General features: G+C 66.5%; 29 protein-coding genes. 16 read left to right on the forward strand and 13 right to left on the reverse strand.

All coding sequences use genetic code 11. The features are described from left to right. Window positions 1-2: 2 nt before the first annotated feature. The 5 genes from sufD to ABD115_RS06995 all read left to right on the forward strand — a co-directional run bounded on the left by sufD (window position 3) and on the right by ABD115_RS06995 (window position 4,465). A complete protein-coding gene (gene sufD / locus ABD115_RS06975; protein WP_343959576.1) occupies window positions 3-1,181 on the forward strand; it encodes a Fe-S cluster assembly protein SufD in 1,179 nt (392 codons plus the stop codon). Beyond that, window positions 1,181-1,513 carry a non-heme iron oxygenase ferredoxin subunit gene (locus tag ABD115_RS06980; protein ID WP_343959578.1) on the forward strand — a complete coding sequence of 111 codons (333 nt, stop codon included), beginning with the start codon at window positions 1,181-1,183 and terminating at the stop codon, window positions 1,511-1,513. Before sufD ends, ABD115_RS06980 begins: the two co-directional genes overlap by 1 nt. Then, complete coding sequence (gene sufC, locus ABD115_RS06985) at window positions 1,510-2,268, forward strand: Fe-S cluster assembly ATPase SufC (protein WP_343959580.1); 759 nt, start codon at window positions 1,510-1,512, stop codon at window positions 2,266-2,268. The genes ABD115_RS06980 and sufC overlap by 4 nt, the downstream gene beginning before the upstream one ends. Before the next feature lie 23 nt (window positions 2,269-2,291). Continuing rightward, on the forward strand, window positions 2,292-2,678 hold the full coding sequence (locus ABD115_RS06990) for a metal-sulfur cluster assembly factor (protein WP_343959583.1): 387 nt from the start codon (window positions 2,292-2,294) through the stop codon (window positions 2,676-2,678). A 188-nt stretch (window positions 2,679-2,866) separates the two neighbouring features. Beyond that, window positions 2,867-4,465 carry an ABC-F family ATP-binding cassette domain-containing protein gene (locus tag ABD115_RS06995; protein WP_343959585.1) on the forward strand — a complete coding sequence of 533 codons (1,599 nt, stop codon included), beginning with the start codon at window positions 2,867-2,869 and terminating at the stop codon, window positions 4,463-4,465. On the opposite strand, the gene ABD115_RS07000 is transcribed toward ABD115_RS06995, so the two are convergent. Genes ABD115_RS07000 through ABD115_RS07015 form a run of 4 tightly spaced genes read right to left on the reverse strand, consistent with a single transcriptional unit; the run spans window position 4,462 to window position 6,850 of the window. Beyond that, complete coding sequence (locus tag ABD115_RS07000) at window positions 4,462-5,385, reverse strand: cutinase family protein (RefSeq protein ID WP_343959587.1); 924 nt, start codon at window positions 5,383-5,385, stop codon at window positions 4,462-4,464. The genes ABD115_RS06995 and ABD115_RS07000 overlap by 4 nt on opposite strands. Further along, window positions 5,378-6,235, reverse strand: coding sequence for an SURF1 family cytochrome oxidase biogenesis protein (locus ABD115_RS07005; RefSeq protein ID WP_343959589.1), 858 nt, complete (start codon window positions 6,233-6,235; stop codon window positions 5,378-5,380). Before ABD115_RS07005 ends, ABD115_RS07000 begins: the two co-directional genes overlap by 8 nt. Beyond that, window positions 6,228-6,464: a hypothetical protein gene (locus tag ABD115_RS07010; RefSeq protein WP_343959591.1), complete on the reverse strand. Its 237-nt coding sequence runs from the start codon at window positions 6,462-6,464 to the stop codon at window positions 6,228-6,230. The genes ABD115_RS07005 and ABD115_RS07010 overlap by 8 nt, the downstream gene beginning before the upstream one ends. Further along, window positions 6,461-6,850: a DUF3099 domain-containing protein gene (locus tag ABD115_RS07015; protein WP_343959593.1), complete on the reverse strand. Its 390-nt coding sequence runs from the start codon at window positions 6,848-6,850 to the stop codon at window positions 6,461-6,463. Before ABD115_RS07015 ends, ABD115_RS07010 begins: the two co-directional genes overlap by 4 nt. Window positions 6,851-6,960: 110 nt before the next feature. Here ABD115_RS07015 and fabG point away from each other — a divergent pair, with 110 nt between their 5' ends. Next, window positions 6,961-7,680, forward strand: a complete 720-nt coding sequence (gene fabG, locus ABD115_RS07020; protein WP_343959596.1) for a 3-oxoacyl-ACP reductase FabG — start codon at window positions 6,961-6,963, stop codon at window positions 7,678-7,680. Window positions 7,681-7,752: 72 nt separating this feature from the next. Here the strand turns inward: fabG and serB are convergent, their stop codons facing one another. Then, on the reverse strand, window positions 7,753-8,391 hold the full coding sequence (gene serB, locus ABD115_RS07025) for a phosphoserine phosphatase SerB (RefSeq protein ID WP_343959598.1): 639 nt from the start codon (window positions 8,389-8,391) through the stop codon (window positions 7,753-7,755). 29 nt (window positions 8,392-8,420) lie between these two features. Between serB and ABD115_RS07030 the strand changes: the two genes are divergently transcribed. Continuing rightward, window positions 8,421-9,215: an ABC transporter ATP-binding protein gene (locus tag ABD115_RS07030; RefSeq protein ID WP_343959600.1), complete on the forward strand. Its 795-nt coding sequence runs from the start codon at window positions 8,421-8,423 to the stop codon at window positions 9,213-9,215. 160 nt (window positions 9,216-9,375) lie between these two features. Further along, on the forward strand, window positions 9,376-9,624 hold the full coding sequence (locus ABD115_RS07035) for a type B 50S ribosomal protein L31 (RefSeq protein WP_343959602.1): 249 nt from the start codon (window positions 9,376-9,378) through the stop codon (window positions 9,622-9,624). 78 nt (window positions 9,625-9,702) lie between these two features. Here the strand turns inward: ABD115_RS07035 and ABD115_RS07040 are convergent, their stop codons facing one another. After that, entirely contained in the window at window positions 9,703-10,401 is a 699-nt protein-coding gene (locus ABD115_RS07040; protein ID WP_343959604.1) for an exonuclease domain-containing protein, read from the reverse strand. A 108-nt stretch (window positions 10,402-10,509) separates the two neighbouring features. Between ABD115_RS07040 and ABD115_RS07045 the strand changes: the two genes are divergently transcribed. From ABD115_RS07045 to ABD115_RS07070, 6 genes are all read left to right on the forward strand, one after another. Further along, the gene (locus ABD115_RS07045; RefSeq protein ID WP_343959606.1) at window positions 10,510-11,439 is read left to right on the forward strand and encodes an alpha/beta fold hydrolase; all 930 of its coding nucleotides are present in this window, start codon (window positions 10,510-10,512) and stop codon (window positions 11,437-11,439) included. After that, a complete protein-coding gene (locus ABD115_RS07050; protein ID WP_343959608.1) occupies window positions 11,436-12,353 on the forward strand; it encodes a TrmH family RNA methyltransferase in 918 nt (305 codons plus the stop codon). Before ABD115_RS07045 ends, ABD115_RS07050 begins: the two co-directional genes overlap by 4 nt. Then, window positions 12,350-13,168: a phosphatase PAP2 family protein gene (locus ABD115_RS07055; RefSeq protein ID WP_343959611.1), complete on the forward strand. Its 819-nt coding sequence runs from the start codon at window positions 12,350-12,352 to the stop codon at window positions 13,166-13,168. The genes ABD115_RS07050 and ABD115_RS07055 overlap by 4 nt, the downstream gene beginning before the upstream one ends. 84 nt (window positions 13,169-13,252) lie before the next feature. Beyond that, window positions 13,253-13,816 carry a GNAT family N-acetyltransferase gene (locus ABD115_RS07060; protein ID WP_343959614.1) on the forward strand — a complete coding sequence of 188 codons (564 nt, stop codon included), beginning with the start codon at window positions 13,253-13,255 and terminating at the stop codon, window positions 13,814-13,816. 436 nt (window positions 13,817-14,252) lie between these two features. Next, the gene (locus ABD115_RS07065; protein ID WP_343959616.1) at window positions 14,253-14,519 is read left to right on the forward strand and encodes a hypothetical protein; all 267 of its coding nucleotides are present in this window, start codon (window positions 14,253-14,255) and stop codon (window positions 14,517-14,519) included. A gap of 241 nt (window positions 14,520-14,760) precedes the next feature. After that, on the forward strand, window positions 14,761-16,785 hold the full coding sequence (locus tag ABD115_RS07070) for a BCCT family transporter (RefSeq protein WP_343959618.1): 2,025 nt from the start codon (window positions 14,761-14,763) through the stop codon (window positions 16,783-16,785). A 5-nt stretch (window positions 16,786-16,790) separates the two neighbouring features. Here ABD115_RS07070 and ABD115_RS07075 read toward each other — a convergent pair whose 3' ends face one another. The 6 genes from ABD115_RS07075 to ABD115_RS07100 form a co-directional block, all read right to left on the reverse strand. Then, window positions 16,791-17,663, reverse strand: coding sequence for a MurR/RpiR family transcriptional regulator (locus tag ABD115_RS07075; RefSeq protein ID WP_343959620.1), 873 nt, complete (start codon window positions 17,661-17,663; stop codon window positions 16,791-16,793). Continuing rightward, window positions 17,650-18,474 (reverse strand): phosphonate ABC transporter, permease protein PhnE, encoded by an 825-nt coding sequence (gene phnE / locus ABD115_RS07080; RefSeq protein WP_343959622.1) that lies wholly within the window; start codon window positions 18,472-18,474, stop codon window positions 17,650-17,652. Before phnE (ABD115_RS07080) ends, ABD115_RS07075 begins: the two co-directional genes overlap by 14 nt. After that, window positions 18,471-19,265, reverse strand: a complete 795-nt coding sequence (gene phnE, locus ABD115_RS07085) for a phosphonate ABC transporter, permease protein PhnE (RefSeq protein ID WP_343959624.1) — start codon at window positions 19,263-19,265, stop codon at window positions 18,471-18,473. The genes phnE (ABD115_RS07080) and phnE (ABD115_RS07085) overlap by 4 nt, the downstream gene beginning before the upstream one ends. After that, the gene (phnC, locus tag ABD115_RS07090) at window positions 19,262-20,116 is read right to left on the reverse strand and encodes a phosphonate ABC transporter ATP-binding protein (protein WP_382389104.1); all 855 of its coding nucleotides are present in this window, start codon (window positions 20,114-20,116) and stop codon (window positions 19,262-19,264) included. The genes phnE (ABD115_RS07085) and phnC overlap by 4 nt, the downstream gene beginning before the upstream one ends. Then, window positions 20,113-21,132, reverse strand: a complete 1,020-nt coding sequence (phnD, locus tag ABD115_RS07095) for a phosphate/phosphite/phosphonate ABC transporter substrate-binding protein (RefSeq protein ID WP_343959626.1) — start codon at window positions 21,130-21,132, stop codon at window positions 20,113-20,115. The genes phnC and phnD overlap by 4 nt, the downstream gene beginning before the upstream one ends. A gap of 97 nt (window positions 21,133-21,229) precedes the next feature. Further along, complete coding sequence (locus ABD115_RS07100) at window positions 21,230-21,910, reverse strand: HAD family hydrolase (protein ID WP_343959628.1); 681 nt, start codon at window positions 21,908-21,910, stop codon at window positions 21,230-21,232. 147 nt (window positions 21,911-22,057) lie between these two features. Here ABD115_RS07100 and ABD115_RS07105 point away from each other — a divergent pair, with 147 nt between their 5' ends. After that, a complete protein-coding gene (locus tag ABD115_RS07105) occupies window positions 22,058-22,693 on the forward strand; it encodes a phosphoribosylanthranilate isomerase (RefSeq protein ID WP_343959630.1) in 636 nt (211 codons plus the stop codon). Between the two features lie 14 nt (window positions 22,694-22,707). Here the strand turns inward: ABD115_RS07105 and trpD are convergent, their stop codons facing one another. Beyond that, the gene (gene trpD / locus ABD115_RS07110) at window positions 22,708-23,778 is read right to left on the reverse strand and encodes an anthranilate phosphoribosyltransferase (RefSeq protein WP_343959632.1); all 1,071 of its coding nucleotides are present in this window, start codon (window positions 23,776-23,778) and stop codon (window positions 22,708-22,710) included. A gap of 168 nt (window positions 23,779-23,946) precedes the next feature. Here trpD and ctaE point away from each other — a divergent pair, with 168 nt between their 5' ends. Next, window positions 23,947-24,561 carry an aa3-type cytochrome oxidase subunit III gene (ctaE, locus tag ABD115_RS07115; RefSeq protein ID WP_343959884.1) on the forward strand — a complete coding sequence of 205 codons (615 nt, stop codon included), beginning with the start codon at window positions 23,947-23,949 and terminating at the stop codon, window positions 24,559-24,561. Window positions 24,562-24,573 lie beyond the last annotated feature (12 nt).

The following is a 24,573-nucleotide window of genomic DNA, read 5'->3' on the forward strand; positions in this document are numbered from 1 at the left end:
CGATGACTACGCTTCAAACTGAACAGCACGGTGCGAAGGCACACACCGACGGAGACTGGGCGAATCGTGCCCCGGTGCAGACGCGCTCGGAGCGCCTGAAGTCGGCCGACATCGCCGATTTCCCGGCGATCACCGGTCGTGAGGTGAACTGGAAGTACACGCCCGTCGCAGAGCTTAAGTCACTCACCGGTGGCGAACTCGCGAGCGCCAGCTCGGCGATCGAGGTCTCCGAGGCCGAGGGCGTCGAGGTGTCGAGCGTCGCGATGGACTCGGATCTCGTCGGCCGCGCTGGCCTACCCGAAGATCAGGCCGCTGCGAACGCGTGGGGCCAGGTCGAAAGCGCTCAGCGTATTCTGCTCACGAGCCACGAGCGCCAGACGGTCACGGTGAAGCGCTCCGCGCTCACCACCGAAGCCGCGGCCGCGCACACGATCATCGAGGCTGCCCCGCAGTCCGACACCGTCGTGATTCTCGAGAACTCGGGCGACGCGAACCTCACCGAGACCGTCGAAATCGTTGTCGGCGATGGTGCGACCCTCAAGGTTGTGTCGATCCAGGAATGGAACGACGAGGCCGTGCATCTCGCGACGCACAACGCTACCGTTGGCCGCGACGCGAATCTCCAGCACATTGTGGTGTCGCTCGGCGGCAAGATCGTGCGGGTGAACCCCTCGATCCACCTCGATGCGCAGGGCGCGAACGGCGAGGCCTACGGCGCGTACTTCGCCGACGCAGGCCAGCACCTCGAGCACCAGGTCTACATCGACCACAACGCACCCCACACCCGCAGCCGCGTCGCCTACAAGGGCGCGCTGCAGGGTGAGGGTGCGCGCGCCGTGTGGATCGGCGACGTGCTCATCCGCCGCGTCGCGGCCGGCACCGACAGCTACGAAGAGAACCGCAACCTCACCCTCACCGAGGGCACACGCGCCGATTCGATCCCGAACCTCGAGATCGAGACCGGCGACATCGAGGGCGCAGGCCACGCGTCGACGACTGGCCGTTTCGACGAGGAGCACATCTTCTACCTGCAGAGCCGGGGCATCTCCGAAGATGAGGCGCGCAAGCTTGTCGTGCGCGGCTTCCTCATCGACGTTATCCAGCGCATCGGCAACGAGCAGATCGAGGCGCGCCTGCAGGCCGCAATCGAGTCAGAGCTTGAGCAGAGCGTGCTTGCGTAATGGCGCGACAGAAGGCGATTGCGCTGTCGGAGCTCGTACAAGACCAGGCCACCAGGGTTGTGCTTGACGGTGTTCCGATGGCGGTTGTGCTCGACAGCGAAGGAAAGGTGCACGCCATCGGCGACACCTGCACCCACGGCGAGATCAGTCTTTCCGAGGGTTTCGTCGAGGGCGACACGCTTGAGTGCTGGGCGCACGGCTCGGCCTTCTCGCTCTGCACCGGCAAGCCGCTCAACCTCCCGGCCTACGAGCCGGTTCCCGTTTACGTCGTCGAAATCGAAGACGGCGACATCTTTATTGACCCCACTGTTACGAAAGAGATTGAACTATGAGCTCCGTTCTCGAGATCAAGGACCTGCACGTCAGCGTAGAAACTGAGCAGGGTGCCAAGGAAATCCTCAAGGGCGTGAACCTCACCCTGAAGCAGGGCGAAACCCACGCAATCATGGGCCCCAACGGCTCGGGCAAGTCGACCCTCGCCTACGCGATCGCCGGTCACCCGCGCTACGAGGTCACGAGCGGCTCCATTCTGCTCGACGGCGTCGAGGTCACCGAGATGGAGGTCGACGAGCGCGCACAGGCAGGCCTGTTCCTCGCGATGCAGTACCCCGTCGAGATCCCCGGCGTCACGAACGCGAACTTCCTCCGCACCGCGAAGACCGCGATTGACGGCGAGGCTCCCGCCATCCGCACCTGGATGGGCGAGGTACGCGACGCGATGAAGAACCTCCGTATGGACGAGTCGTTCGCATCGCGCAACGTCAACGAGGGCTTCTCGGGCGGCGAGAAGAAGCGCAACGAGATTCTGCAGCTTGAGCTGCTCAAGCCGAAGTTTGCCGTGCTCGACGAGACCGACTCAGGTCTCGACGTCGACGCGCTGAAGATCGTTTCGGAGGGCGTCAACCGCGCGAAGGACGGCACCGGCCTTGGCGTGATGCTCATCACCCACTACACCCGCATCCTCCGCTACATCAAGCCCGACTTTGTGCACGTGTTCGTCAACGGGCGCGTCGCCGAGCAGGGTGGCCCCGAGCTCGCAGACCGGCTCGAGGCTGAGGGTTACGACCGCTTCCTCGTTGACGCCTAAGCCAGAGGGCGTAGGCTAAGCGTATGAGCGAAGAGACGACCACCGAGACCGGTGCGGAGGCGGCGGCTGCCGTCGCCACCGCGCCCGTCTCGATCGACCCTGACTTCCGGGAACAGGCCGTCGAGGCGTTGAAAAACGTCTCCGACCCCGAGCTCGGTGTCAACATCGTCGACCTCGGCCTGATTTACGACCTTGCGTACGACGAAGAGCACGACGCGCTCGTCATCTCGATGACACTCACGAGCGCCGGGTGCCCCCTCACCGACGTCATCGAAAACGACATCGCAGAGTCCCTCGACGGCCTCGTCGCTGCGTTCCGCATCAACTGGGTGTGGATGCCACCGTGGACGCCGGCGCGAATCACCGATGACGGCCGCGAGATGATGCGGGCCCTGGGCTTCAGCATCTGACGTTTCCGTCACCGTACTGCGGTTGAGCGGGTGCCGCCGGAATCTAGCGTTCTGGCGGCACCCGCTCTCGTCGTTTCTGGTGATACCTGGCCCGCAGTTCGCCCCCAGCGACGCGGCACCACTGACTCGGGTAGACTAGATAGGTTGCCCTGCGCACGCCGGGCAGGCAGTGTTCAGGAGCGTACCCAGTGATTGTTGTTGAAGATCTCGCGATCGACGTCGGCGCCAGGCGCCTCATGGGCGAGGTCTCGTTCCGCGTGCACCCGGGAGACAAGATCGGCCTCGTCGGGCGCAACGGCGCGGGCAAGACGACGCTGACGCGCACCCTGTCGGGGGAGCTGCAGCCGGCGGAGGGATCGATCCAGATCTCGGGCGAGCTCGGCTTCCTGCCGCAGGATCCGCGCACAGGCGACCCCGAGCAGATCGCCAGGCACCGCATCCTCGATGCCCGCGGGCTCGGCACGCTCAACAAGAACATCGCGAAGGCTTCGGAAGAGATGGGGTCGAGCGACCCGAAGATCGCAGAGAAGGCGATGAAGCGCTTCGGAAATCTCACCGACCGCTTCCAGGCGCTCGGTGGCTACGCCGCCGAGGCCGAGGCCGCGTCGATCTCGCACAACCTCGGGCTGCCCGACCGCATCCTCGATCAGCCACTGAAGACGCTCTCTGGCGGTCAGCGCCGCCGCATCGAGCTCGCGCGCATTCTGTTCTCAGACGCCGACACGATGATCCTCGACGAACCCACGAACCACCTCGATGCCGACTCGATCGTGTGGCTCCGCGAGTTCCTCAAAAATTACAAGGGCGGCGTCATCATCATCTCCCACGACATCGATCTCGTGGGGGAGACCGTGAACCGTGTTTTCTACCTCGACGCCAACCGCCAGGTGATCGACGTCTACAACATGGGCTGGAAGCTGTACCAGCGCCAGCGCGCAGCCGACGAGGAGCGGCGCCGCAAGGAGCGCGTCAACGTCGAGAAGAAGGCGTCTCAGCTCAAGGACCAGGCCGCACGCTTCGGCGCGAAGGCATCGAAAGCCGCGGCCGCGCACCAGATGGTTGCTCGAGCTGATCGAATGCTGGCGGGCCTCGAGGAGGAGCGCCAGGTGGATCGCGTCGCGAAGCTCCGCTTCCCCGACCCGGCTCCCGTCGGCAAGACCCCGATCATGGCCGAGGGGCTTTCGAAGTCGTACGGTTCGCTCGAGATCTTCGCTGGCGTCGACCTCGCGATCGACCGCGGCTCGAAGGTCGTCATTCTTGGCCTGAACGGCGCGGGCAAGACGACGCTGCTGCGCATCCTCGCTCAGGTAGACGAGCCCGATACCGGCACGATCATCGAGGGCCACGGCCTGAAGGTGGGGTACTACGCCCAGGAGCACGAGACCCTCGATGTGAAAGCGAGCGTGCTGCAGAACATGGTGTCTGTCTCACAGCACCTCACCGAGACCGAAGCCCGCAAGGTGCTCGGCTCGTTCCTGTTCACCGGCGACGATGTGCTGAAGCCAGCCGGGGTGCTCTCGGGCGGCGAAAAGACCCGGCTGGCGCTCGCGCGCCTCGTGGTGTCGAGCGCAAACGTGCTGCTGCTCGATGAGCCGACGAACAACCTCGACCCAGCGAGCCGCCTCGAGATTCTCGACGCGCTCGCGCACTTCACGGGAGCCGTCGTGCTCGTGTCGCACGACCCTGGCGCAGTTGAGGCGCTCAACCCCGAGCGCGTGCTCATCATGCCCGAGGGCACCGAAGATCACTGGTCGAAGGAGTACCTCGAGCTCATCGAGCTCGCCTAGCCAACCTCCGCACCAGCACTGGGGCTGGGGCTCGGGCTTTCTTCCGTCGGCTCCGGCTCCGGCTCGGCCCGCTCGGTAATCGGCCCGAGCCGCGTGATGACGTATGCCGCGCCGTCGCTCTGCATGCCGTTGTCGTAATAGGCGACATGCCCCGCCTCCTCCATCGACAGGGTGGCCTGGCAGATGAAGTCGTCGCTCACGCAGTAGTCGCGCAGCCTGCCCTCGTAGCCGGCGAAGCTGCCGGGCGGCCGCGGGAGAATGCCGTTGGTGTCGGGGGAGTAGCTGCCGTAGCCGCTCGGGTCGGCGCCAACGAAGCGCGGGTTGCCGTACAGCACCACGGCGAGCACGCTTTCGGCCGCTGCCTCGCTGACGGCGCCGACGTTCACTCCAACGAGGCGCGCGTCGCTCGCGGCCAGCGCGTCGCCAATCACGAGCGCTCCCTGGGAGTAACCGAGCAGAATTGTGCGCTGATCGGGGCAGCTCTCCGCCTGCAGGTTGAGCGTGTCGATGAGCGTACGGGCGCCAAGCGTCGCACCCGCGTTGATCTCGGTGTCTGCTGGGTAGTCGAGCTCGAGCCGCTCGACCTCGCCTGGCCTGGCCGCCGAAATCGCGCGGGCGACGGGGCCGAGGAGCTGCTTCTTCTTCGGCTCGCCCGTGCCGCGCGCCGTGATGACGAGATAGGGCGAGCACTCGAGCGGCTCGACAATCGGCTCGGGGTGGGCCTCTGCGTCGTATTCTTCGAGCGCATCTGGGGCGGCTGGCTCCGCCGTGACCTCTCGGAGCGCATCGCGGGCGACGGTTGGGTCGGGCTCGGCGGCGCACCCCGCGAGCAGCGCCGCGGTGGCGGCAAGCGCGCCGAGCAGCGTTACCGACCGCAGGCCGCGGCTGAACCGCGCGCCGTGTGTGCGCCCGCTAAGCATCGAGCAGCGCATCCTCAACATCGGCGTCGCTCGGGCCGCGTCGCTTCTTGCGCTGGCGCTCCTTCTGCTCCATAGCGAGCACCTCGTCGCTGCCCGCGTTGAGGTTCTTGAACTCCTGGCGTGCGGCGTAGGCCACGCCGATCGCCGCGATGATGATGAAGACGTACCACTGCAACGCGTATGAGAGGTGTGGGCCCTCATCGCGCTCGGGTTTCGGCGGGAGCACTCCGTGCTCGGCGCTCGGGGTCTCAGAGACGAGCATGCCGTAGGCGCCGGAGTAGTAGGCGTCGGTGACGCCGCTCACCTCGGCGATCTCGGCAATGTTGATGCTCGCAACCGTTCGCCCCGCCGAGCTTCGACCATCGACCTCTGGTTCGCTCGCACGCAGCCTAACGACGACATCGACCTGGCCTTCGGGGGCCGCGGGCGCAGCCGCGAGCGCCCTATCGATCTCTGTGCCGCTCGCGAGCATCCACCCGCGGTCGACGAAGAAGACCCGCCCCTCGGAAGTGCGAAACGGGACGATGATATCGGCGCCGACTCCGCTCGGCCCTGGCCGGTTGCGGGCGAGCACGAGGCCCTCGTCGTAGCTTCCCGTCAGCGTGACGGTGAGCCACTTGTGCTCGTCAATGTTGAAATCGTCGGTGTCTGGGAGTGCCTCAGCGAGCGGCACCGGCGCGGCGTCGTAGTTGTTGTCGATGCGGTCGATTTCTGCGCGGGCCTGCGCCCGGCGATCGAACTGCCAGTTGCCGAGGTATACGCAGGCGATCGCGAAGATCACGAAGAGGGCGAAGTACCCGATCCAACGTTTCGACCGCAGAAACGACCACCCAACGCGCTGTTCAGTCATCGAGTTCTCCTACGGTAATGATTTCGAGCGGAAAGCTCCGGTCGGTGAGAAACGCCGCGAGTACGTCGCGATGCTCGTCGCAGGCGAGCCAAGTCTTGCGTCGGTCTACGGCGTGAATCTTCGGGTTGCGCCATCGCAGCGCCCACTGCGCCTCATCGCGGCAGCCCGCACGGGAGCAGGTGTGGGCGTGCTCGAGCGGGCCGCCGAGGCTGATGCCGATCTGGGTCATGCTGGTTCCTCACTCGCACCGCGGTCGGGGGAGCGCCGCACCGGCTCAACGTCGACGACGAGCAGCGTGTCACCGGCAGCATGATCGGCTGGCGCCTGCTCGGGCTCGGGCGCGTCAAGCTCCCGCGGATCCAGCGCGGCAACCTGCTCCTCGCCACCGTGCGCGACGGCGTTGCCCACCATCACCGCGAACCACGGGAACACCACGGTGCCGATTGCCGGGATAATGACCCACCAACCGTGCACCCAAAACAGTGACAGCACGCAGAGCACGCGCAACGTCATCGCGATGAAGTACATCTTCATGCGATGCGCGCGATCCTCGGCGGGGTTCACTCCCGCCGAGGTGACCCTGTAGCTCGGCTGCGCGCCGCTCTTTTTTGGCATCGGCTCCCTCTTCAACAGCCCTAGTTTACGGGCTCAAGCGTGGCTTCGCCTGAGCGATGGCGGCACGCCGGGGCCGATGAGTCTCCCGGGTCTTCGGTAGGCTGAGGGGCATGAACGCAAGCACCACTTCGCGCACCGTACTTATCACGGGCGGCAACCGCGGCATCGGCTACGCCATCGCAGAACGAATGATCGCCGACGGGCACCGGGTCGCGGTGACGTCGCGCTCCGGCGAGGGCCCCGAGGGCGCGCTCACCGTGCGAGCCGAGATGACCGACTCCGCCTCGATCGATCGCGCATTCACTGAGGTCGAGGAGCAGTTCGGCCCGGTTGAGGTGCTCGTAGCAAACGCCGGCATCACCCGCGATACCCTGCTGCTGCGCATGTCTGAGGAAGACTTCACCGATGTGATCGACACGAACCTCACCGGCACGTTCCGCGTCGTCAAGCGCGCGTCGAAGGGCCTCCTCAAGCAGCGCTTCGGGCGCGTCGTGCTGATTTCTTCGGTCGTCGGGCTCTATGGCTCCGCCGGGCAGATCAACTACTCATCGTCGAAGGCGGCGCTCGTTGGCTTTGCGCGCTCACTCACGCGCGAGCTCGGCGGCCGCGGCATCACCGCGAACGTCATCGCGCCAGGCTTCATCGACACCGACATGACGGCGGTGCTGCCCGAGGCGCAGCAGCAGCAGTACCTCGCGTCGATTCCGGCTGCCCGCTTTGGCCAGGTTGCCGAGATCGCCGGCGCGGTCGCGTTCCTCGCGGGCGACGACGCTGCCTACATCTCGGGCGCCGTCATTCCCGTTGACGGCGGCCTCGGCATGGGGCACTAGTTCGCCCCCGGAGCTCAAGCCCGGCCCCGGAGCGCAAGCCCAGCCCCGGGCACTAGCCCGGGGCCCGGGCCGCTAGCCCAGTCGGTCGAGTACCGGTATCGCGAGCGAGAGGTCGTGCGAGATCGACAGGTCAGCCTGCTCCTGCACGATCGGCTTCGCGTTGTAGCCAACGCCGACCGCCGCGACCGCCATCATCTTCAGGTCGTTCGCGCCGTCGCCGATAGCGACCGTTGCGCTGAGCGGAATACCGCTCGCGGCCGCCCACTCGGCGAGCGCCACGGCCTTCGCCTCGGCATCGATGATGGGGCCTACGGTGCGCCCGGTGAGCACACCGTCGACGACCTCGAGGCGGTTTGCGCGCCAGAAATCGAGCCCGAGATCTTCGGCGATCGTGTCGAGCACCTCGTGGAACCCGCCCGACACGACCCCGACCTTGCCGCCGCGCTCGTGCACCGCGGCGATGAGCTCTCGAATGCCGGGGGAGAGGCGCACGCGTTCATATGCCTCGGCGAATGCTGACTCGGAAGTGCCGCGCAGGGTTGCAACGCGCTCGACGAGGCTCTCGGCGAAATCGAGTTCCCCGCGCATCGCGCGTTCGGTCACCTCGGCGACGAGCTCGCGGGTGCCAGCGACGTCGGCGAGCAGCTCGATGACCTCATCTTGAATGGTTGTGGAATCGCAGTCGAGAACGACGAGTGGGGTAACGCTCATAGCCCCAGTCTAGAGATAGGCTTGAGCACATGACGACCGTGCTGAGCCTCACTGACGCGAGCTACATTCGCAATCGCCGCCCAATTCTCGACTCCATCACGTGGGAGGTCGACGACAGCGAGCGCTGGGTCATTTTGGGGCCAAACGGTGCGGGCAAGACCACGATTCTCAAGCTCGTCACCGCGAACGATTTTCCGACGACGGGCACGGTCGACGTGCTCGGCAACCGGCTCGGCAAGATCGATATCTTCGAGCTGCGTGCCCGGCTTGGGTTCGTGTCGAGCGCGACCGCGCGGCGCATTCCGCCGAACGAGCTCGTGCGCGACGTGGTGCTCACAGCGGCGTACTCGGTTGAGGGCCGGTGGAACGAGCAATACGACGCGATCGACGTGCGCCAGGCGGATCGCGTGCTCGCCGAGTGGGACCTGCTCGAGCTCGCTGATCAGCCCTTTGGCACGCTGAGCGACGGGGAGCGCAAGCGCACCCTGATCGCGCGGGCCGTGATGACCGACCCCGAACTGCTGCTACTCGACGAGCCGAGCGCGAGCCTCGACCTCGGTGCGCGCGAGCGGTTGCTGCAGATGCTCTCGGGTTTCGCGCAGTCTCCGTACTCACCGGCGATGGTCATGGTCACCCACCACGTCGAGGAGATTCCGCCCGGGTTCACGCACGTGCTGCTCGTGCGCGACGGGAAGATTCAGGCGGCTGGGCCCATCGCTGAGACGCTGACGGCGGCGAATCTCGAGGCAACGTTTGGCATGGCGTTTGAGCTCAGCGTGAACAACGGCCGATTCGCCGCGACCGCGCGCCCGGCCGCGAGCTAGTTGCCCGGGATATTCCGACACACCGGCGCGAAGACGCGCCAACGACAACATTGCCGCCCGTGATCTGCTAATATTGATCCTTGGTGCGGTGACGCCGCAAGACTTCTGCGTTCGGCCATTCCGCCGAATCAGCGAGACGCAACAATATCGAAGGACAGTCATGAAGACCGAGATTCACCCCGAGTACAACGCCATCGTGTTCCGCGACCTCGCGTCGGGGGAGACCTTCCTCACGCGTTCGACCCTCACGAGCGACAAGACCATCGAGCTCGACGGCACCACCTACCCGGTGCTCGACGTCGAGATCTCCAGCGCATCGCACCCGTTCTACACGGGCAAGCAGCGCATCATGGACTCGGCCGGTCGTGTTGAGAAGTTCAACCAGCGCTTCAAGGCGTTCGGCGCGTAAGCAACCGAAGCAACGCGAAAGGGCGGGCGATCCTCTGTGGATCGCCCGCCCTTTCGCTGTGTCGGGCAGACGCGGCAGCTACGACCGAACCGGCCACTCGCCCTCAGCGACGAAGTTGGGGTCGCGCACCCGCCGCATGTACTCCTGAAAGTTTTCGGCCTGCGCTTTCGCCCACCCGATCTGCGCGGCGTGAATCTCTTCGAGCTCGCTCGGGAGCGTGTTCGCGTATTTGCGGGCGAGGTGTTGCATCACCTTGCCCGAGGCGATCGCGTCTTCGCCCGCATCGTGGGCATTACCGAGGGCGACGCCGTAGTGCTCGGCCACGGCGACAAGCGTGCGCTTGCCCTTGCGGTAGCGGTCGAGCTGCTTGTCGATGATGAGCGGGTCGAGCACCGGCGCAATGTCGGCGGTAGCGACGCCGTGACGGCGCTGCTCGGCTCTGAGCAGCGAGAGATCGTACGGCGCGTTGTAGACAACGAGCGGCAGCCCCCTGTCGATCACCTGCGCGATGCGGTCGGTGATCTGTTGCACGCCGACCGCCGCTGCGATGCCGCTGGCCCGCGCAACCTCGGTCGTGATGCCGTGCACGCGCACCGCGGAATCTGGAATCTCGACGCCCGGGTCGAGCAACCAGTCGTAGCGCTCAGAAACCTCGCCGTGCTCGCTGAGCAGGGCGAGCGTGGCGCTGACTATCCGTGCGGAGTCGGTCTCGACGCCCGTGGTCTCGGTGTCGAAAACTGCTAGTTGGGTCGCCCAGAGGGGGAGTACGTCGTTCACGGTGATCCTTTCGCCTCACTCGATAGTAGCGACTGCCTGCGACATTGCGCCCGCCCACCCGGCGCGTGTGCAGAGGAGTGCCAGCCGCGGCCCGGTAGCATCTACTCTGTGCCAGATCAGCTGCCCCAACTCGTGCCCACCCTCGGCACCGACACCCGAGACTGGGTGTTCGGCGACCCCGCGGGGCAGCCCGTTGTGCTCGTGCACGGCTTCCGAGGCGACCATCACGGCCTGCAGGGCATCGCGGAGGCGCTCGCCGAGGCCCTGCCGACGCTCGCCATCCACGTGCCAGACCTGCCAGGCTTCGGGCTCACGCCGGCGATTCCGGGTCGCGAGCACGACCTCGACCTGTTCGGCGAGTGGCTCGTCGCGTTTACCGAGCAGGTTGCGCCAGGCGGAGGCATGATTCTCGGCCACTCGTTCGGCTCGCTCGTCGTGAGCTCGGGGCTCGCGCAGGGCGCGAGATCCACCCGCACGGTGCTCATTAACCCGATCTCGGCGCCGGCCCTCGAGGGGCCTCAGGCCCTACTCACCCAGCTCGCCATTGCCTACTATCGGGTCGCCGCGGCGCTGCCGGAGCGGGGCGCGCGCGCTGTGCTCGGAAACCCGCTGATTGTCAGGGTGATGAGCGAGGTGATGGCCAAGACGCGAGACCGCGAACTGCGCGGGTGGATCCACGACCAACACGACAGGTACTTCTCCGTGTTCGCAGACTCCGTGTCGCTGCTCGCCGCGTTCCGCGCCTCGGTGTCGCACACCGTCGCCGAGTTTGCTGCGGCCTACGACATGCCAACGCTGCTCATCGCTGGGGAGCGCGACGACATCACTCCGCTTGCAAAGCAGCTCGATCTCACGCGGCTGCTGCCTGACGCTGAGCTGCTCATTCTGCCCGGGACCGGGCACCTGGTGCACTACGAGGCGGTCGGCGACACGGTCGCGCGGATTGCGTCGTTCGTTGATCCGCTCCGCGCAGCCGCATTTGCCTCGGCCGCGCAGCCCGGCCCGGCTCCCGAGACCGCGGGGGAGTCGCAGGCGTGATACTCACCCCCATCGTCGACCTCTCAGCACCAGAGCTCGCCGACTACACGAAGCTGACCGATGTCGAGCTTCGGCGCGTGCGCGAGCCAGCCGAGGGTCTCTATCTTGCCGAGTCACCGAAGGTCATTGAGCGCGCGCTCGCCAGCGGGCACAAGCCGCGCTCGCTGTTGCTGCTCGAGGAATGGGTGCCGAAGCTCGAGCCGATTCTCGCGCGTTACCCACAGGTGCCGGCGTTCGTCGGCACCTCCGCGCAGCTGGAGTCGCTCACAGGTTTTCACATGCATCGCGGCGCGCTAGCCTCCATGCACCGACCCGCGCCGCTCGACCCCGCAGAGCTGCTCCGCTCCTCGCGCCGCGTCGTCGTGCTCGAGGATCTGACGGATCACACGAACGTCGGCGCGATTTTCCGCTCGATTGCCGCGCTGGGCGCCGACGCAGTCTTGCTCAGCCCTGCGTGCGCCGACCCGCTGTATCGGCGCGCCGTGCGCGTGTCGATGGGGGCGGTGCTGCAGGTGCCCTGGGCGCGCCTACCAGATTGGCGCGACGCGGGCCCACTGATTCGAGACGCGGGCTACGAGCTTGTCGCGTTCGCGCTGCGCGACGATGCAGCGGATCTCGCAGACTTCGTCGACGATCTGCCCGATCGACTCGCGCTGATGTTCGGGTCTGAGGGGCCGGGGCTGTCTCATCGCGCCCTCGCCTCGGCGACGCGCTCCGTCATCATTCCCATGGAGCACGGCGTCGATTCGCTGAACGTGTCGACCGCGGCGGCGCTCGCGCTGTGGGCAGTGCGCACTGGCGACGCCCGTGCCTCGAGCGCTTCGAGCGCTGCGCGTGCCGACGGCGCTGGGCCGAGGTCTGTGTCTGTGCCTGTGCCTGTGCCTGCGACCCCTGACGGGGGAGGCGCCGAGTGAGTGTTCCCATCGCCTCAGACGCGAGCCGACGCTTGCGGGTGCTCTGGATTCTGCTGTTTTGGGTCGCCATCGGCGCCGGCGCATACATCTTCGGCGTGCTGAGCTCGACCGGGCAGGCCGTTGAAGACAATCTGCTTTCGGCCTCCCAATTTAATACGCAGCCACCAGCGCCCCTCAGCCTGGTGTCGCCCCTGGCAATTGCCGCCGCCCTTATCGGGCTCGGGCTTGTAGCACTGTGGGTGCACGGAATCGCGCGCGCGCTCACCGTCACTCTCGTGCCGGCGGTGGCAATCGTCGCCTCGCAGCTGCTGAAATCTGAGGTGCTGGGCAGGCCCGAGCTCCTGACTCTCGCCGCCGAGAACTCATTCCCGAGCGGGCATATGACTGTATTTGCGACGGTAGTTGGCGCCGCTATCTTTGCGGCGCCCCGGCAGCTTCGCGCAGTGCTCGCCCTCGCCGGGGCCGTGCTGCTCGGGGTGGTGAGTTGGCAGCTACTGGGCTACGGCTGGCATCGGCCAAGCGACGTGCTCGGCGCGCTCGCGCTCGCGGTGGTGGGCTTCGCCGGCGTAACGCTACTCACGCCGCTGCGCCGCCCGGTTCCCGTCTGGCTGCTGCGCACGGTGTCAATCGGGCTCGCGCTTGCTGGCTGGCTGCTGGCCCTCGCATCGCTCGTGCTCACCCTCGTTGCCTGGCGCTCGGGGAGCGCCGACTTGATGCTCAACGCAGGGCAGTTCGGCACAATTGGAGTGTCGCTGCTCGCTGCACACTCACTGCTGCGGGTCGCGGTGCTCGCGTACTCACCCAAGGCCGGGTAGCGCAGCCCTGCCCGCCACGCCCTGCACGCCACGCCCTGCCCGCCACGCCTCGCAGTGCGGAGGGCAGGGGAGTAGCGTTGCAGCATGGAACCCTTTTTGGTCACGACGCCAACGATTGTGCTCACGGAGCTACGCCGTGACGACGCAGCCGCCGTCGCCGAGTACTGCAGCGAACCGGTGTTCGAACGATTCATGTCAACGCCCTGGCCCTACACGCTCGCCGATGCCGCAGCGTTTGTGGGGGAGTACGCCCCGACTGCGTGGCGCCAAGGCAGTGAGTGGACCTGGGCTATTCGCGACGAAGCGGTGGGACCGCTGCTTGGCGTGATTGGGCTGCGGTTGCCGAGCGGCATGCTCGGGTACTGGTTGGGGGCACCGCACCGCGGGCGACAGATTATGTCAGTTGCGGTCAGCGCTGTCGCTGCGGTTGCCTTCGAGCGCACCGACCTCGAGCGAGTGCGCTGGGAGGCGCACATCGGCAACGTAGCCTCGCTGCGCACCGTGCAGCGCTCGGGCTTTGCGTACACCGGCGAAGCGCCCGGCGCGATTCTGGGGCGCGACGGCAAGACGGTGCCGTGCTGGACGGCCGAGCTGGTTCGACCCGGCGCCGGCCCATCGCCGGCGCACGCTCAGGCGTGGCCCGTATAGCTACGCAGCCCGCCTGCCTCGGCCCTGCCAGCGCATCTGCGGGGCTCGACCCGAGGCCGGCGCTCGACCCGAGGTCGGCGCTTGGCTTGCGGCCCGCACTTGGGCGCGAGGCCCGCATTTGGGCGTGAGGCCCGCATTTGGGCGTGACGCACCTGCACTAACCCGGCCTTTCTACACTCAATAGCAAGCTTCTGGCCCGTTCTGTGCGGCGCCGAGCAGATTGCCTAGATTACGCATCTCCATGCGCACAAACGCTCGGGCCCAACGCAACCCACCGTCATTTCGATAATCTATATTATGTCAGGTTAGCCAGAGCGGGCCCGCTCGACTGATACACATTCGCCAATTAAGCTGGTCCCGCTGCGCTGCAGAATCACCAGCCCTGCAGTGCGTGTCCGGCCCCGGCCTTTCTCGAGCAGCACCGTGGAGAGAACCAATGCGCCAACGCACAGCTCCGCGCTGGAGCGTGAACTGGAGTCGCCCCGGGCGGGTGGCGCGTTTTGCTCTTGCGCTCTGGGCACTCATTACGGGAGGTGCGTTCGCGGGTCGCGCGCTGCAGGCGCTGGCCGGCGAACGCGAGTGGGCGCCACTCCCCCTCCATATGGTGCCCGTGGCACTCGGCGCAGCGATCGCCGGGTGCGCAGTGTGGGCCGCGAGCTACCTGCGGTCGCGCCGCGCCGATGAGCCTGCAACCGAAAACTAGGGTGCCCGGAGCGCCCCATGCCGCGCCCCAGCGCAGCCCCTCCCCAGGCGCAGCCCCTCCCCGACGCGCCCAACTGTCATTACGAATCGATAACGCCAGAAAGCCCTGTTCGTGTCGAGGATCGCTCTCGACAACTGGTGTTGCGTAACGGATTCGGTCTAGGCAGCGACACACCGGAACAGTAGCTTTAACGTGTAACCCACGGCCGCCGCTTCGGCGGAGCAAAGGAGACACAGGGCCCATGCCACTTTCCGAGCAATCCGGTCATCGAGCGCGCAAGATCACGGAACCCACGCCTCCCCCGCTGCCGCACCCGGGTCTGCTTCCGGGCATCGGCGTCGAGCAGACCGGCCTGAAGTTTCCGACGAACAAGATTGTGCTCGGCACCACGTTCACGCTCACTGTCGCGGTTATCGTCTGGGCGTTTGCCGCTCCCGACAACCTCGCTGCCGTGGGCGCGACCTCCCTCGCGTGGGTGACCGAGCACTTTAGCTGGATGTTCGGAGCCCTCGCCGTCGCCGTCGCGCTGTTCATGCTCGTGGTGGGCTATGGGCGCACCGGCGGCATTCGGCTCGGTGCCGATGACGAGGAGCCAGAGTTCAGCACGACCTCGTGGATCTCGATGCTTTTCGCCGCGGGCCTCGGCATCGGTCTGCTCTTCTACGGGCCGCTCGAACCGCTCACGTACTTCTTGCAGCCGGCGCCCGGCATCGACGTCGAACCCGGAACCGCGGAGGCGGCGCTACCCGCTCTCGCCCAGACGGTGCTGCACTGGGGCCCGATCGCGTGGGCTTTCTACGCGTTGGTCGGCGGAGCCATCGCCTACAGCGCCTACCGTCGTGGCCGCGCTCCCCTGATCTCGGCGCTCTTCGAGCCCGTGTTCCCCGGCAGCAGCCACCGTGTGCTTGGCCGGTTCATCGACGTCTTCGCGATCATCGTGACGCTGTTCGGTACCGCTGTCTCGCTCGGCATCGGTGCACTGCAGATCGAGAGCGGCTTTCGCATGGTCACTGGGCTCGGCCCGATGGGCAACGCCTTCCTCGTCGGCGCGATCGCTATTCTCACCTCGCTGTTCATCGCTTCGGCGGTCTCTGGGGTGAAGCGCGGCATTCGTCGACTTTCGAATCTCAACATGATGCTCACCGGCGCGCTCGGGCTGTTCGTGCTCGTGGTTGGGCCAACGATCTACATCCTGAACTTTCTGCCGACCTCACTCGTCGAGTTCCTCGGCCAGTTGCCGACTATGCTCGCCCGCAACCCGAACCAGGGCCCCGAGACCGCGGAGTTTCTTTCGAGCTGGACGACCTATTACTGGGCCTGGTGGGTGTCGTGGACTCCGTTCGTCGGCATGTTCATCGCGAAAATCTCACGCGGTCGCACGCTGCGCGAGTTCGTCACCACGGTTGTGCTTGTCCCCTCTGCGATCGTTATCGCTTGGTTCGTCGTGTACGGCGGCACAGCGATCTCCATGACGCTCGCAGGCGAGGAGCTGCAGTCGGGCGGTTCGGGCGAAGAGGTGCTCTTTCGCATTCTCGAGCGGCTTCCCTTCGCCATGGTGACCTCAATCATCGCTATGGTCGCCGTCATTGTGTTCTTTGTGACGGCGGCCGACTCTGCATCGATCGTGATGGCGTCGATGTCTCAGGCTGGCCGCCCGGAGCCCTCGCGCTGGGTCACCATTCTCTGGGGGTTGCTCCTCAGCCTCATTGCGATCTCGCTGCTACTCGCCGGCGGCCGCGACGCGCTGTCTGGGCTACAGTCGCTGATGGTTGTGTCGGCGCTGCCATTCGCCTTCATCGTGATGGGCATCATGGTGTCGTGGGCGAAGGATCTGCGCACCGACCCGTACATCATCAGGCGGCAGTATGCCCGCGCGGCGATCGCCCAGGGCGTGCGGCGGGGCATCGACGAGTACGGTGATGATTTCGTCTTCGGCACAAGCGAGGTGCCCGCCGATGAGGGCGCCGGCGCGGGCTTCGACAGCTCTGACCCGGCGCTGACCGACTGGTACGTCGACGCGACGACGGGGCCGATCGAGCGAGTCACGCCCGAAGACATTCAGCGCACGCTCGACCCGGGCAAGATTCAGCCGAAGGGGCCTGACCGCCCTGGGAACATCGCCTCGGGCGACGCCTCGCTCGTGGTCGGCGAGAAGCAACCGTCGCCTACGCCCGAGCCGGAGCAAACGCCCGAGCCCGCCCCACACACCGAGACCGACGAGGCTGCCCCGCGCGGCAGGCACGGTGATGAGACAGACGCTCCGTAGCGCCGCTACTCCCCCTCGAGGTGCTCTGAAATGACCTCGAGGGTGTGCGCGTGCGCGCTTTGAGCACGGCCCCCGGCTGCACGAACAACAGCCCGAACGAGCACCTCGGCGAAGAGTAGCAGCGACACCCGCGAGGCGTGCTCCAGCTCGTCTCGAAACGTCACCCCCGAGGGTGCGATCACGAGGGCAAGGTCGGCTGCCTCGCTGAGCGCCGAGGCAGCAAACGACGTAATCGCGATCACGCTCGCACCGGCAGCTCCTGCGGCCGCCGCCGCGCGCAGACTCGCGTCGTTGGCGCCCGACCCGCTCACCACAACGCAGACATCGCGCACCGAGAGATGCCGAGCGGAGATCTGCTGAGCGAGCGAGTCGGCGATGAATTCTGCGTGCCTGCCGTGCGACGAAAGCCGCATGGCAAGACCCGATGCGACGGCAGACGAGAGACCGTTCGCAACCACCAGCACTCGTTGGGCCCCGGCGATCCGCCCCACCGCACCGTCGATCGCCTCCCCGTCGAGCATGCTCGCGCTCGCGACGAGGGAGCGCGCGGTCTCGCCGATCTCGTGCACAATCCGGTCGAGCGCCGAGGGCTCGCCGCCTGCCGGCCCGACCCGACCGCCGGCTGCCTGGGCCGCGCCAAGCTCCGCGGCGAGAGCGACGCGCAGTTGCGGGTACCCACGGTAACCGAGCGACTGGCAGGCTCGCATCACCGTGGTGCGGCCGACTCCGGCGCGCTCGGCTACCTCCTGCGCCGTCCACTCAATCGCGGCCGTTGGGCTCGCTGTCACGAGTTCGATGACCTGCCGCTCACTCGGCTGGAGGGCGTGCACCATCGCGGCCGCCCGCGCGCTTGGCGGCGCTTCGCTATGCCATGCCACGAGCCCGGCCTCCCTCGGTGATGCGGCGACGAATTGCGCCCGACGCCCAATCGACGAGCACCGTAGCCGCGATAACGACGATGAGCAACACGCCGACGGTCGCCCACTCGCGGTACTGCGTGTACGAGGTGAGCATGTCGCCGATGCCCCCAACGCCGATGAGCCCGAGCACCGCAGACGAGCGCACATTGATCTCGAAGCGATAGAGCCAAAACGACCAGAAGGCCGGCGCTGCCTGCGGCCAGACGCCCCAGCGCAACACCTCTGACGTACCGCCGCCGGCGGCCCGAGCTGCCTCGATTGGCCCCTGCGGCACGGCCTCAACAGCCTCGTACCCCCACTTGCCGAGCGTTCCGATACCGTTGACCGCGAGCGCGAGCGCCCCCGTGAATGGCGTGAGCCCGGTCACCGACAGAATGACGATGGCGATGATAATCTCGGGCACCGCGCGAATGAGCGAGAACAGCCCGCGAAGCAGCTCGCGAAGCCACGCGGGGCCAAATCCGCGGGCCGCGAGCAGGCTGAGCGGCGTGGCGAGCAGAATCGAGAGCACAGTACCCACCCACGCCATCTCAAGGCTGCGCCAGGTCTGCCAGAGCGCCTCGGGAAGTTTCTCCCAGTTTGGCGAGCTAAACATCAGCCCGAAGTAGCGGGCGATCTCGGAGGGCAGGTCTCCAAGCCGCTGCCAGTTGACTTCGATCGACCAGAACGCCACGACCACGGCGAGCGTAATCACTGCCCACGCGACCGCCCGCAGCGGGCGGCGCGGGCGTGGCGGGAGGGCGAGCTGCCGCGTAGTCTGCACGCTCATACGAGTCGCCGCCTAATCGCGGAGCTGACGGTGTCGATAACGATCACGATGATGAGGATCTCCAGAATGATGAGCGACAGCTGGTCGTAGCGGTAGAACGTGCGCACCGCGTCGATGAGTAGGCCAAGGCCGCCGGCGCCGACGAGCCCGAGCACGGTAGACGCGCGCACGTTGAGTTCGAACACATACAGCGCCTGGTTCGCGAAGGCTGGCCAGGCGTCGGGCAGGGCGAGGGTGCGATTGATTTGTGGCTGCGTAGCCCCGACGGCGCGGCCAGCCTCGAGCGGGCCGGTGTCGTTCGCGTCGAGGGCCTCGGAGACGAGCTTCACGAGAATCCCAATGTTGAACACGACGAGGGCGAGCATGCCAGGCAGTGCGCCCACCCCCACCATCGCGACGAGAATGGCGGCGTAGAGCAGATCGGGAACGGCGCGCACGATGTTGAGCATCGCCCGCACCGCGAGCCGAAACGGCGCGCTCGGGTTCGTGTTGCGCGCGGCCCAAAAGCTCACGGGCAGCGAGATGGCGGATCCGACGGCCGTCGCGATCACGGCCATCTGCAGCGTCTCGACGAACGGTGCGATGGTGCGCGGAAAGAACGACCAGTCTGGCGCGAGTAGCTTCAGGATCTTGTCTGCGCCGTTCTGCCAGTTGCGTGCTATCGCGCCGAGGTCGACGCCAATTCCGATCCCGGGGAGGCACATCACCACCGTCACCGCCAGCACCCCGAGCGCGATCGCTGGGCCGCGATAGCCGCCGCGTGGCCTCGGCGGAAGGGCGAGCTCGGTCATCGTGCGGCCCCATCGCCCGCCAGGCGATCGCCCGAGGCGATCGGGCGGCCGTAAATGCGCTCAAAATCGGCGTCGCTCGCGCTGGCCGCGGGCCCATCGTAGACGACCTCGCCAGCTCGCATGCCGATGAGCCGCACGCCGTATTCCCTGGCGAGATCGAGCAGGTGCAGATTCACGAGCACGGTGATGCCACGCTCTTCGTTGATGCGGCGTAGGTCACCCATCACGCTGTGGGCCGTTGGCGGGTCGAGGCTCGCCACCGGCTCGTCGGCGAGCACGATCTTTGGCTGCTGCGTGAGCGCTCGGGCGATGGCGACGCGCTGCTGCTGGCCGCCCGAGAGGTCGGAGGCGCGCGCGTAGAGCTTCGGCAGAATGCCCACGCTGTCGAGTGCCTCGTACGCGAGTTGCTTGTCGGAGCCCCGGTAGCGCCCGATCAGGGTGCGCCAGAGCGGTGTGTGCGCGAGGCGCCCGACGAGTACGTTCTGCAGCACGGAGGCGCGGCCAGCAAGGTTGAAACCCTGGAACACCATGCCGATCTCCCCTCGCAGCGCGCGCAGTGCCCGCGGCCGAGCTCCGTCGACGGCGCAGCCGCCAACAGTGAGCGTGCCCGCGGTCACGGGAACGAGCCCGTTGATGGTGCGGATCAGCGTCGACTTGCCAGACCCAGAAAGCCCGACAATTGCGACCATCGAGCCCGCTGGGATGTCGAGCGACACGCCGTTGAGCCCGACGGTGCCGTTTGGGTAACGCACAGTGACATCGCGCAGCGAGATCGCCCAGTGGGCGGGGTCGGCGACAGTGGCCGACCCCGCCCACTGGCCCGCAAGCGAACCTACGGGGTGTGAGCTCACTGGAGGCCCAGCGCCTCGGCGGCGCGCGCGACAACGTCGAGCGAGTCGGGGTTGGCGGGTGCGAGCTTCGTGATCGAGTAGATGCTCTCGAGAATCGCAGAGCCGTCTGGCGTGTTCGAGAACTCCTCGAGCGCATCGGTGATGCGCTGCTTGAGCTCGGGCGAAAGGTCGCTCGACAGCGCTACGCCGTCGTTCGGAATCTCCTCGGTCATCGCAAACACCACGACCTTCTGGCCCACGTCTGGCGTGTCTTTTGCGACGATGTCGCGCGCGTCCCAGAAGCTGAAACCGACCTCGGCGTCGCCGTTGTAGACGGCGAGCACGGCTGCGTCGTTCGCGGTGACAGGTACCTGCTGAATGTCGGTGTCGGTGTTGAACCCAGCCTCCTGCAACGCCAGCATCGGGTAGATGTAGCCCGCCGGGGAGCCCGGCCCGAGTACGGCGACCTTAGCGCCCTGCATCTTCTCGATGCTGTCGAGCCCAGCGGGGCCAGCCATGGCATCGGCGCCGTTGCAGAACAGCTTGCCGTCGCGTTCAACCGGGGTGTCTTCGCAGTACTTGTCTGGGTTGTTCGTCATGAACTGCGCAGGGTAGGTAATGTTTCCATTGCGCTCTGTCTGCAGCACGGTCTCAGCGCCGTACATGTCGTTCGCCTGCCACAGCTGCAACGACGGCAGGAAGCCGATCTGCGCTTGGCCAGCGCCCATCGCCTCGACCGCGGCCTGATAGTCCTTCGAGACGACGCCGGTGACCTCGATGCCGAGCTCCTCGGTGAGGTAGTCGGTGAGCGGGGCTGCGGTGTCGACGAGCCCATCTTGGTCTTGCGAGGGCACGAGGGCGAGCACGAGCGAGCTGGGGTCTTGTGCCGCTTCGGTGTCTTGCGCCGGCTTGCCCTCGGCATCCCCTGCGGCCGCCGAGCAACCGGTCAGGGTGAGTGCCGCGAGCGCCGCGCCGACGGCCGCGGTACGAAGCGCGCCTGAACGGCGCGTGAGGGCACGGGAATAAGTGGTTCGCATGAGTTTCCTTTGCACTTAGTAGAGCGGTGGGTTGAGGGTCTGAGGGGTATCGGGGCAGCGCTGGCGCCGCGTCGTTGCTGGCGCCAGCGTGCGGCCGCTAGTTGTCTGACACCGCTGCCGGTGCGGGGTCAGACAGCCAACGGCGAAAGTCGGGGAGCAAATCGGTGACGGTCTCTGCCGCGAAGTCTGGCGTCGCGTCGACGGGAAGAAGCCCGCCGACGAGCGCGGTCGTGTGGCCCCGGTCGTGCGCGGGCGCGAGGTCGTTGCGCCACACGTCGCCGATGCTCAGTACTCGTCGCCGCTCACCGGTCGCGTCGAGCTCCTCGAGCAGCGCGACGAGCCCGGCGGGCTTGCCAGCATCGGTGATCACGCGGTCGAACGCACCCGCGAGGCCCAGCGCAGCAAGGGCGGCATCGATGCGGGTACGCGGGGCGTTCGTGAGCAGAATCCGCTCGGCGCGCGCGCCCCGCAAAAACGTCTCGAGCCCGCTCGGCACTTCCACCGGCGCTGCTGGAGTGGCGAGCAGCTCTCTGCTCGCGAGATACCCGCGCGACAGCTGCTGCTCCCCCACACCGTGCGCGAGGGCAACCTCCCTGACGATTTCGTACCCGTCGAGAGAGCGGCCGGCGTCGCGCTGCAGTCGCCGATCGATGTCGGCGGTGAGCGCCGATCCGCCGCCACCGAGCTCGGCAACCGCCGTCGCGTAGGCGCGCACCGGGCCCGGTCCAAGCGAGACGGTGCCGTCAAAGTCGAAGATCAGCACGGGAAGAGCGCTCACGGTTGCCTTTCGGTGGGGTGACGCCCACCGACCGTGGACGCAGTGTCCATCGTGACGCCCGCACATGGACGAGATGACCCCTCGGCATGAACCGACCGTGAACAGTTGCTGACCGAATGCCCAAAGCGCCGCGCTACACTATCGGCGATGTACATCAAGATTTGCGGGCTCACCGATTCGAACCACGCTGCACACGCTGCACGCAGCGGCGCAGACGCCGTCGGCGTCGTTATGAGCGAGCCGAGCCCGCGTCACGCGACTGCGGCACAGGCGAGCGCTGTACTCAGCGCCGCGCGCGAGGCGAGCCCGGGCGTCGACACCGTGCTCGTGGTGCGAGAGATGCCCGCGGTCGAGGCGGCCTCGACCGCGCAACGACTGGGCTTCGACGTGCTACAGCTTCACGGCGGCTACAGCGCCGACGACTTTGCTGCGGCCGCGAAGATCCACCCCCGAATCTGGCGCGCAGCAAGCCTCGCGCGCGACCCGGGCCTGCGCGCTGGCGACTTCGGCGAGGAGCGCCTGCTCGTCGACGGGGCCGCAGCCGGCTCGGGTGAACCATGGGACCTTGGGCTACTCGCCGGCCAAACGCTCGGCGACAACTGGCTGCTCGCCGGCGGGCTCTCCCCGGCGAACGTCGCCGAGGCGATCGCGATCGCGAGGCCCTCGGGCGTCGACGTGTCAAGCGGCGTCGAGATTGCACCTGGGGTGAAGAGCAGCTCACTCATCTCCGCGTTTATCACCGCGGCGCGCGCTGGTGGGGCCACAGTCGCGGGCGACACCTAGCGCGCTGGCGACATCTAGCTCTCGAGCGCGCCTGCCGCCTGGGTCGCCGCGATCCACGACTCGAGCTTCGCCTGGGCAGCACCGGAGTCAATCACCGACTCGGCGAGCGCGAGCTTTTCGCGCAGCCGCGCAAGCAGCGGCGTCTCAACAGACTCCGGGCGCGAGGCGATGTCGAACGAAACAAGACCCGCTGCGGCATTCAGCAGCACGATGTCGCGTACCGGGCCCTTCTCGCCGCCCAAGACGCGCCGTACGACATCCGCATTTTCTTCGGGCGAGCCGCCAATGAGCGAAGAAATCTCAGCCCGTGGAATGCCGAGATCGCGCGGTTCGAGATCGTGCTCGGTGAGGCCGCCGCGGCTCACCTCCCAGATGCGCGAGTGCCCAGTCGTTGTCAGCTCGTCGAGGCCGTCGTCGCCGCGGAACACGAGCGCCGAGGCGCCGCGCAGGCGGAAGACGCCAACAAAGATCGGAACACGCTCCAGGTCGGCGACACCGACGGCTGAGGCCTCTGGCCGCACCGGGTTGCACAGTGGGCCGAGAAAGTTGAATACCGTCGGTATGCCGAGTTCGGCGCGCGGAGCGGCGACGTGCTTGAACCCCTGCAAAAAGCGGGAGGCGTGCACGAAAGCAATGCCAGACTCATCGAACGAGCGGGCCAGCTGGTCGCCGTCGAGCTGCAGGTTCACACCGAGCGAGGTGAAGACGTCTGACGAGCCAGAGAGGCTACTTGCGGCCTTGTTGCCGTGCTTCACGACGGGAGTGCCGGCAGCAGCTGCGACGATCGAAGCCATCGACGAGATGTTCACGGTGCCGAAGCGGTCTCCCCCGGTTCCCACAATATCGAGAGACATAATGGGCAGCTTGAGCGGGGCCGCCTCCTCGAGAATCGCGTCGCGAAAGCCAATCACCTCCTCGACTGACACGCCCTTTGCCTGCAGCGCGACGAGAAAGCCGCCGATCTGGGCGCCACTTGCCGCGCCGGTCATAAACCGGGACATGGCCCACTCTGCCTGCGAAACACTGAGATCCTCTCCCGCGAGAAGGGTCGAGAGAATCGCTGGCCAGGTCCGATCTTCAGTCATGAGACAATCCTAGGTGACGACACGCCGCGCCCCGGGCGAAGTGGTCCATGAAGGTGAGCAAGCGGGGTAGGCTGTAACGGTATTTGGCACAGATTATTCGGCGCGCCGAGGATCAGTGAAAATCCACACCAAACTTTCAGCCATAATGGAAGGGTGACAACGACCACTATGAATACCAAGTCAGCCGTGCCCACGGTGAAGCGACCAAACGGCGTCGCCGTAGGCACGATCGTGTGGCTCGGCAGCGAGGTCATGTTCTTCGCTGGCCTGTTCGCGATTTACTTCACTCTCAGGGCGATGAACCCAGAGCTGTGGGCCGAACAGACCGCAAAGCACAACTTCACCTTCGCGGCGATTAACACCACGATCCTCGTGCTCTCCTCGTTCACCGCCCAGGCGGGCGTGTTCGCGGCCGAGCGGATGCAGCCACGCCGCACCGGCTGGAGCCCAGCGAAGTGGGGAACCGTTGAATGGTTCTTCCTCACCTTCTTTATGGGCGCGATCTTCGTCGCCGGCCAGTCCTATGAGTACGCAGTCTTCGTCTCCGAGGGAATCACCCTCGCAAGCGACCCGTACGGCTCCGCGTTCTACCTCACCACCGGCTTCCACGGCATTCACGTGACGCTCGGCCTCTTTGCCTTCCTCCTCGTGATTGGCCGCATCTACGCGGTCAAGAACTTCACGCACAAGGAGGAGACGACCGCCGTCGTCGTGTCGTACTACTGGCACTTCGTCGACATCGTCTGGATCATCCTCTTCTTCATCATCTACATCATTAAGTAGAGTCAGGAGCAA

Source organism: Leucobacter albus (genome assembly GCF_039528015.1).
GTDB classification, from domain to species: domain Bacteria; phylum Actinomycetota; class Actinomycetes; order Actinomycetales; family Microbacteriaceae; genus Leucobacter; species Leucobacter albus.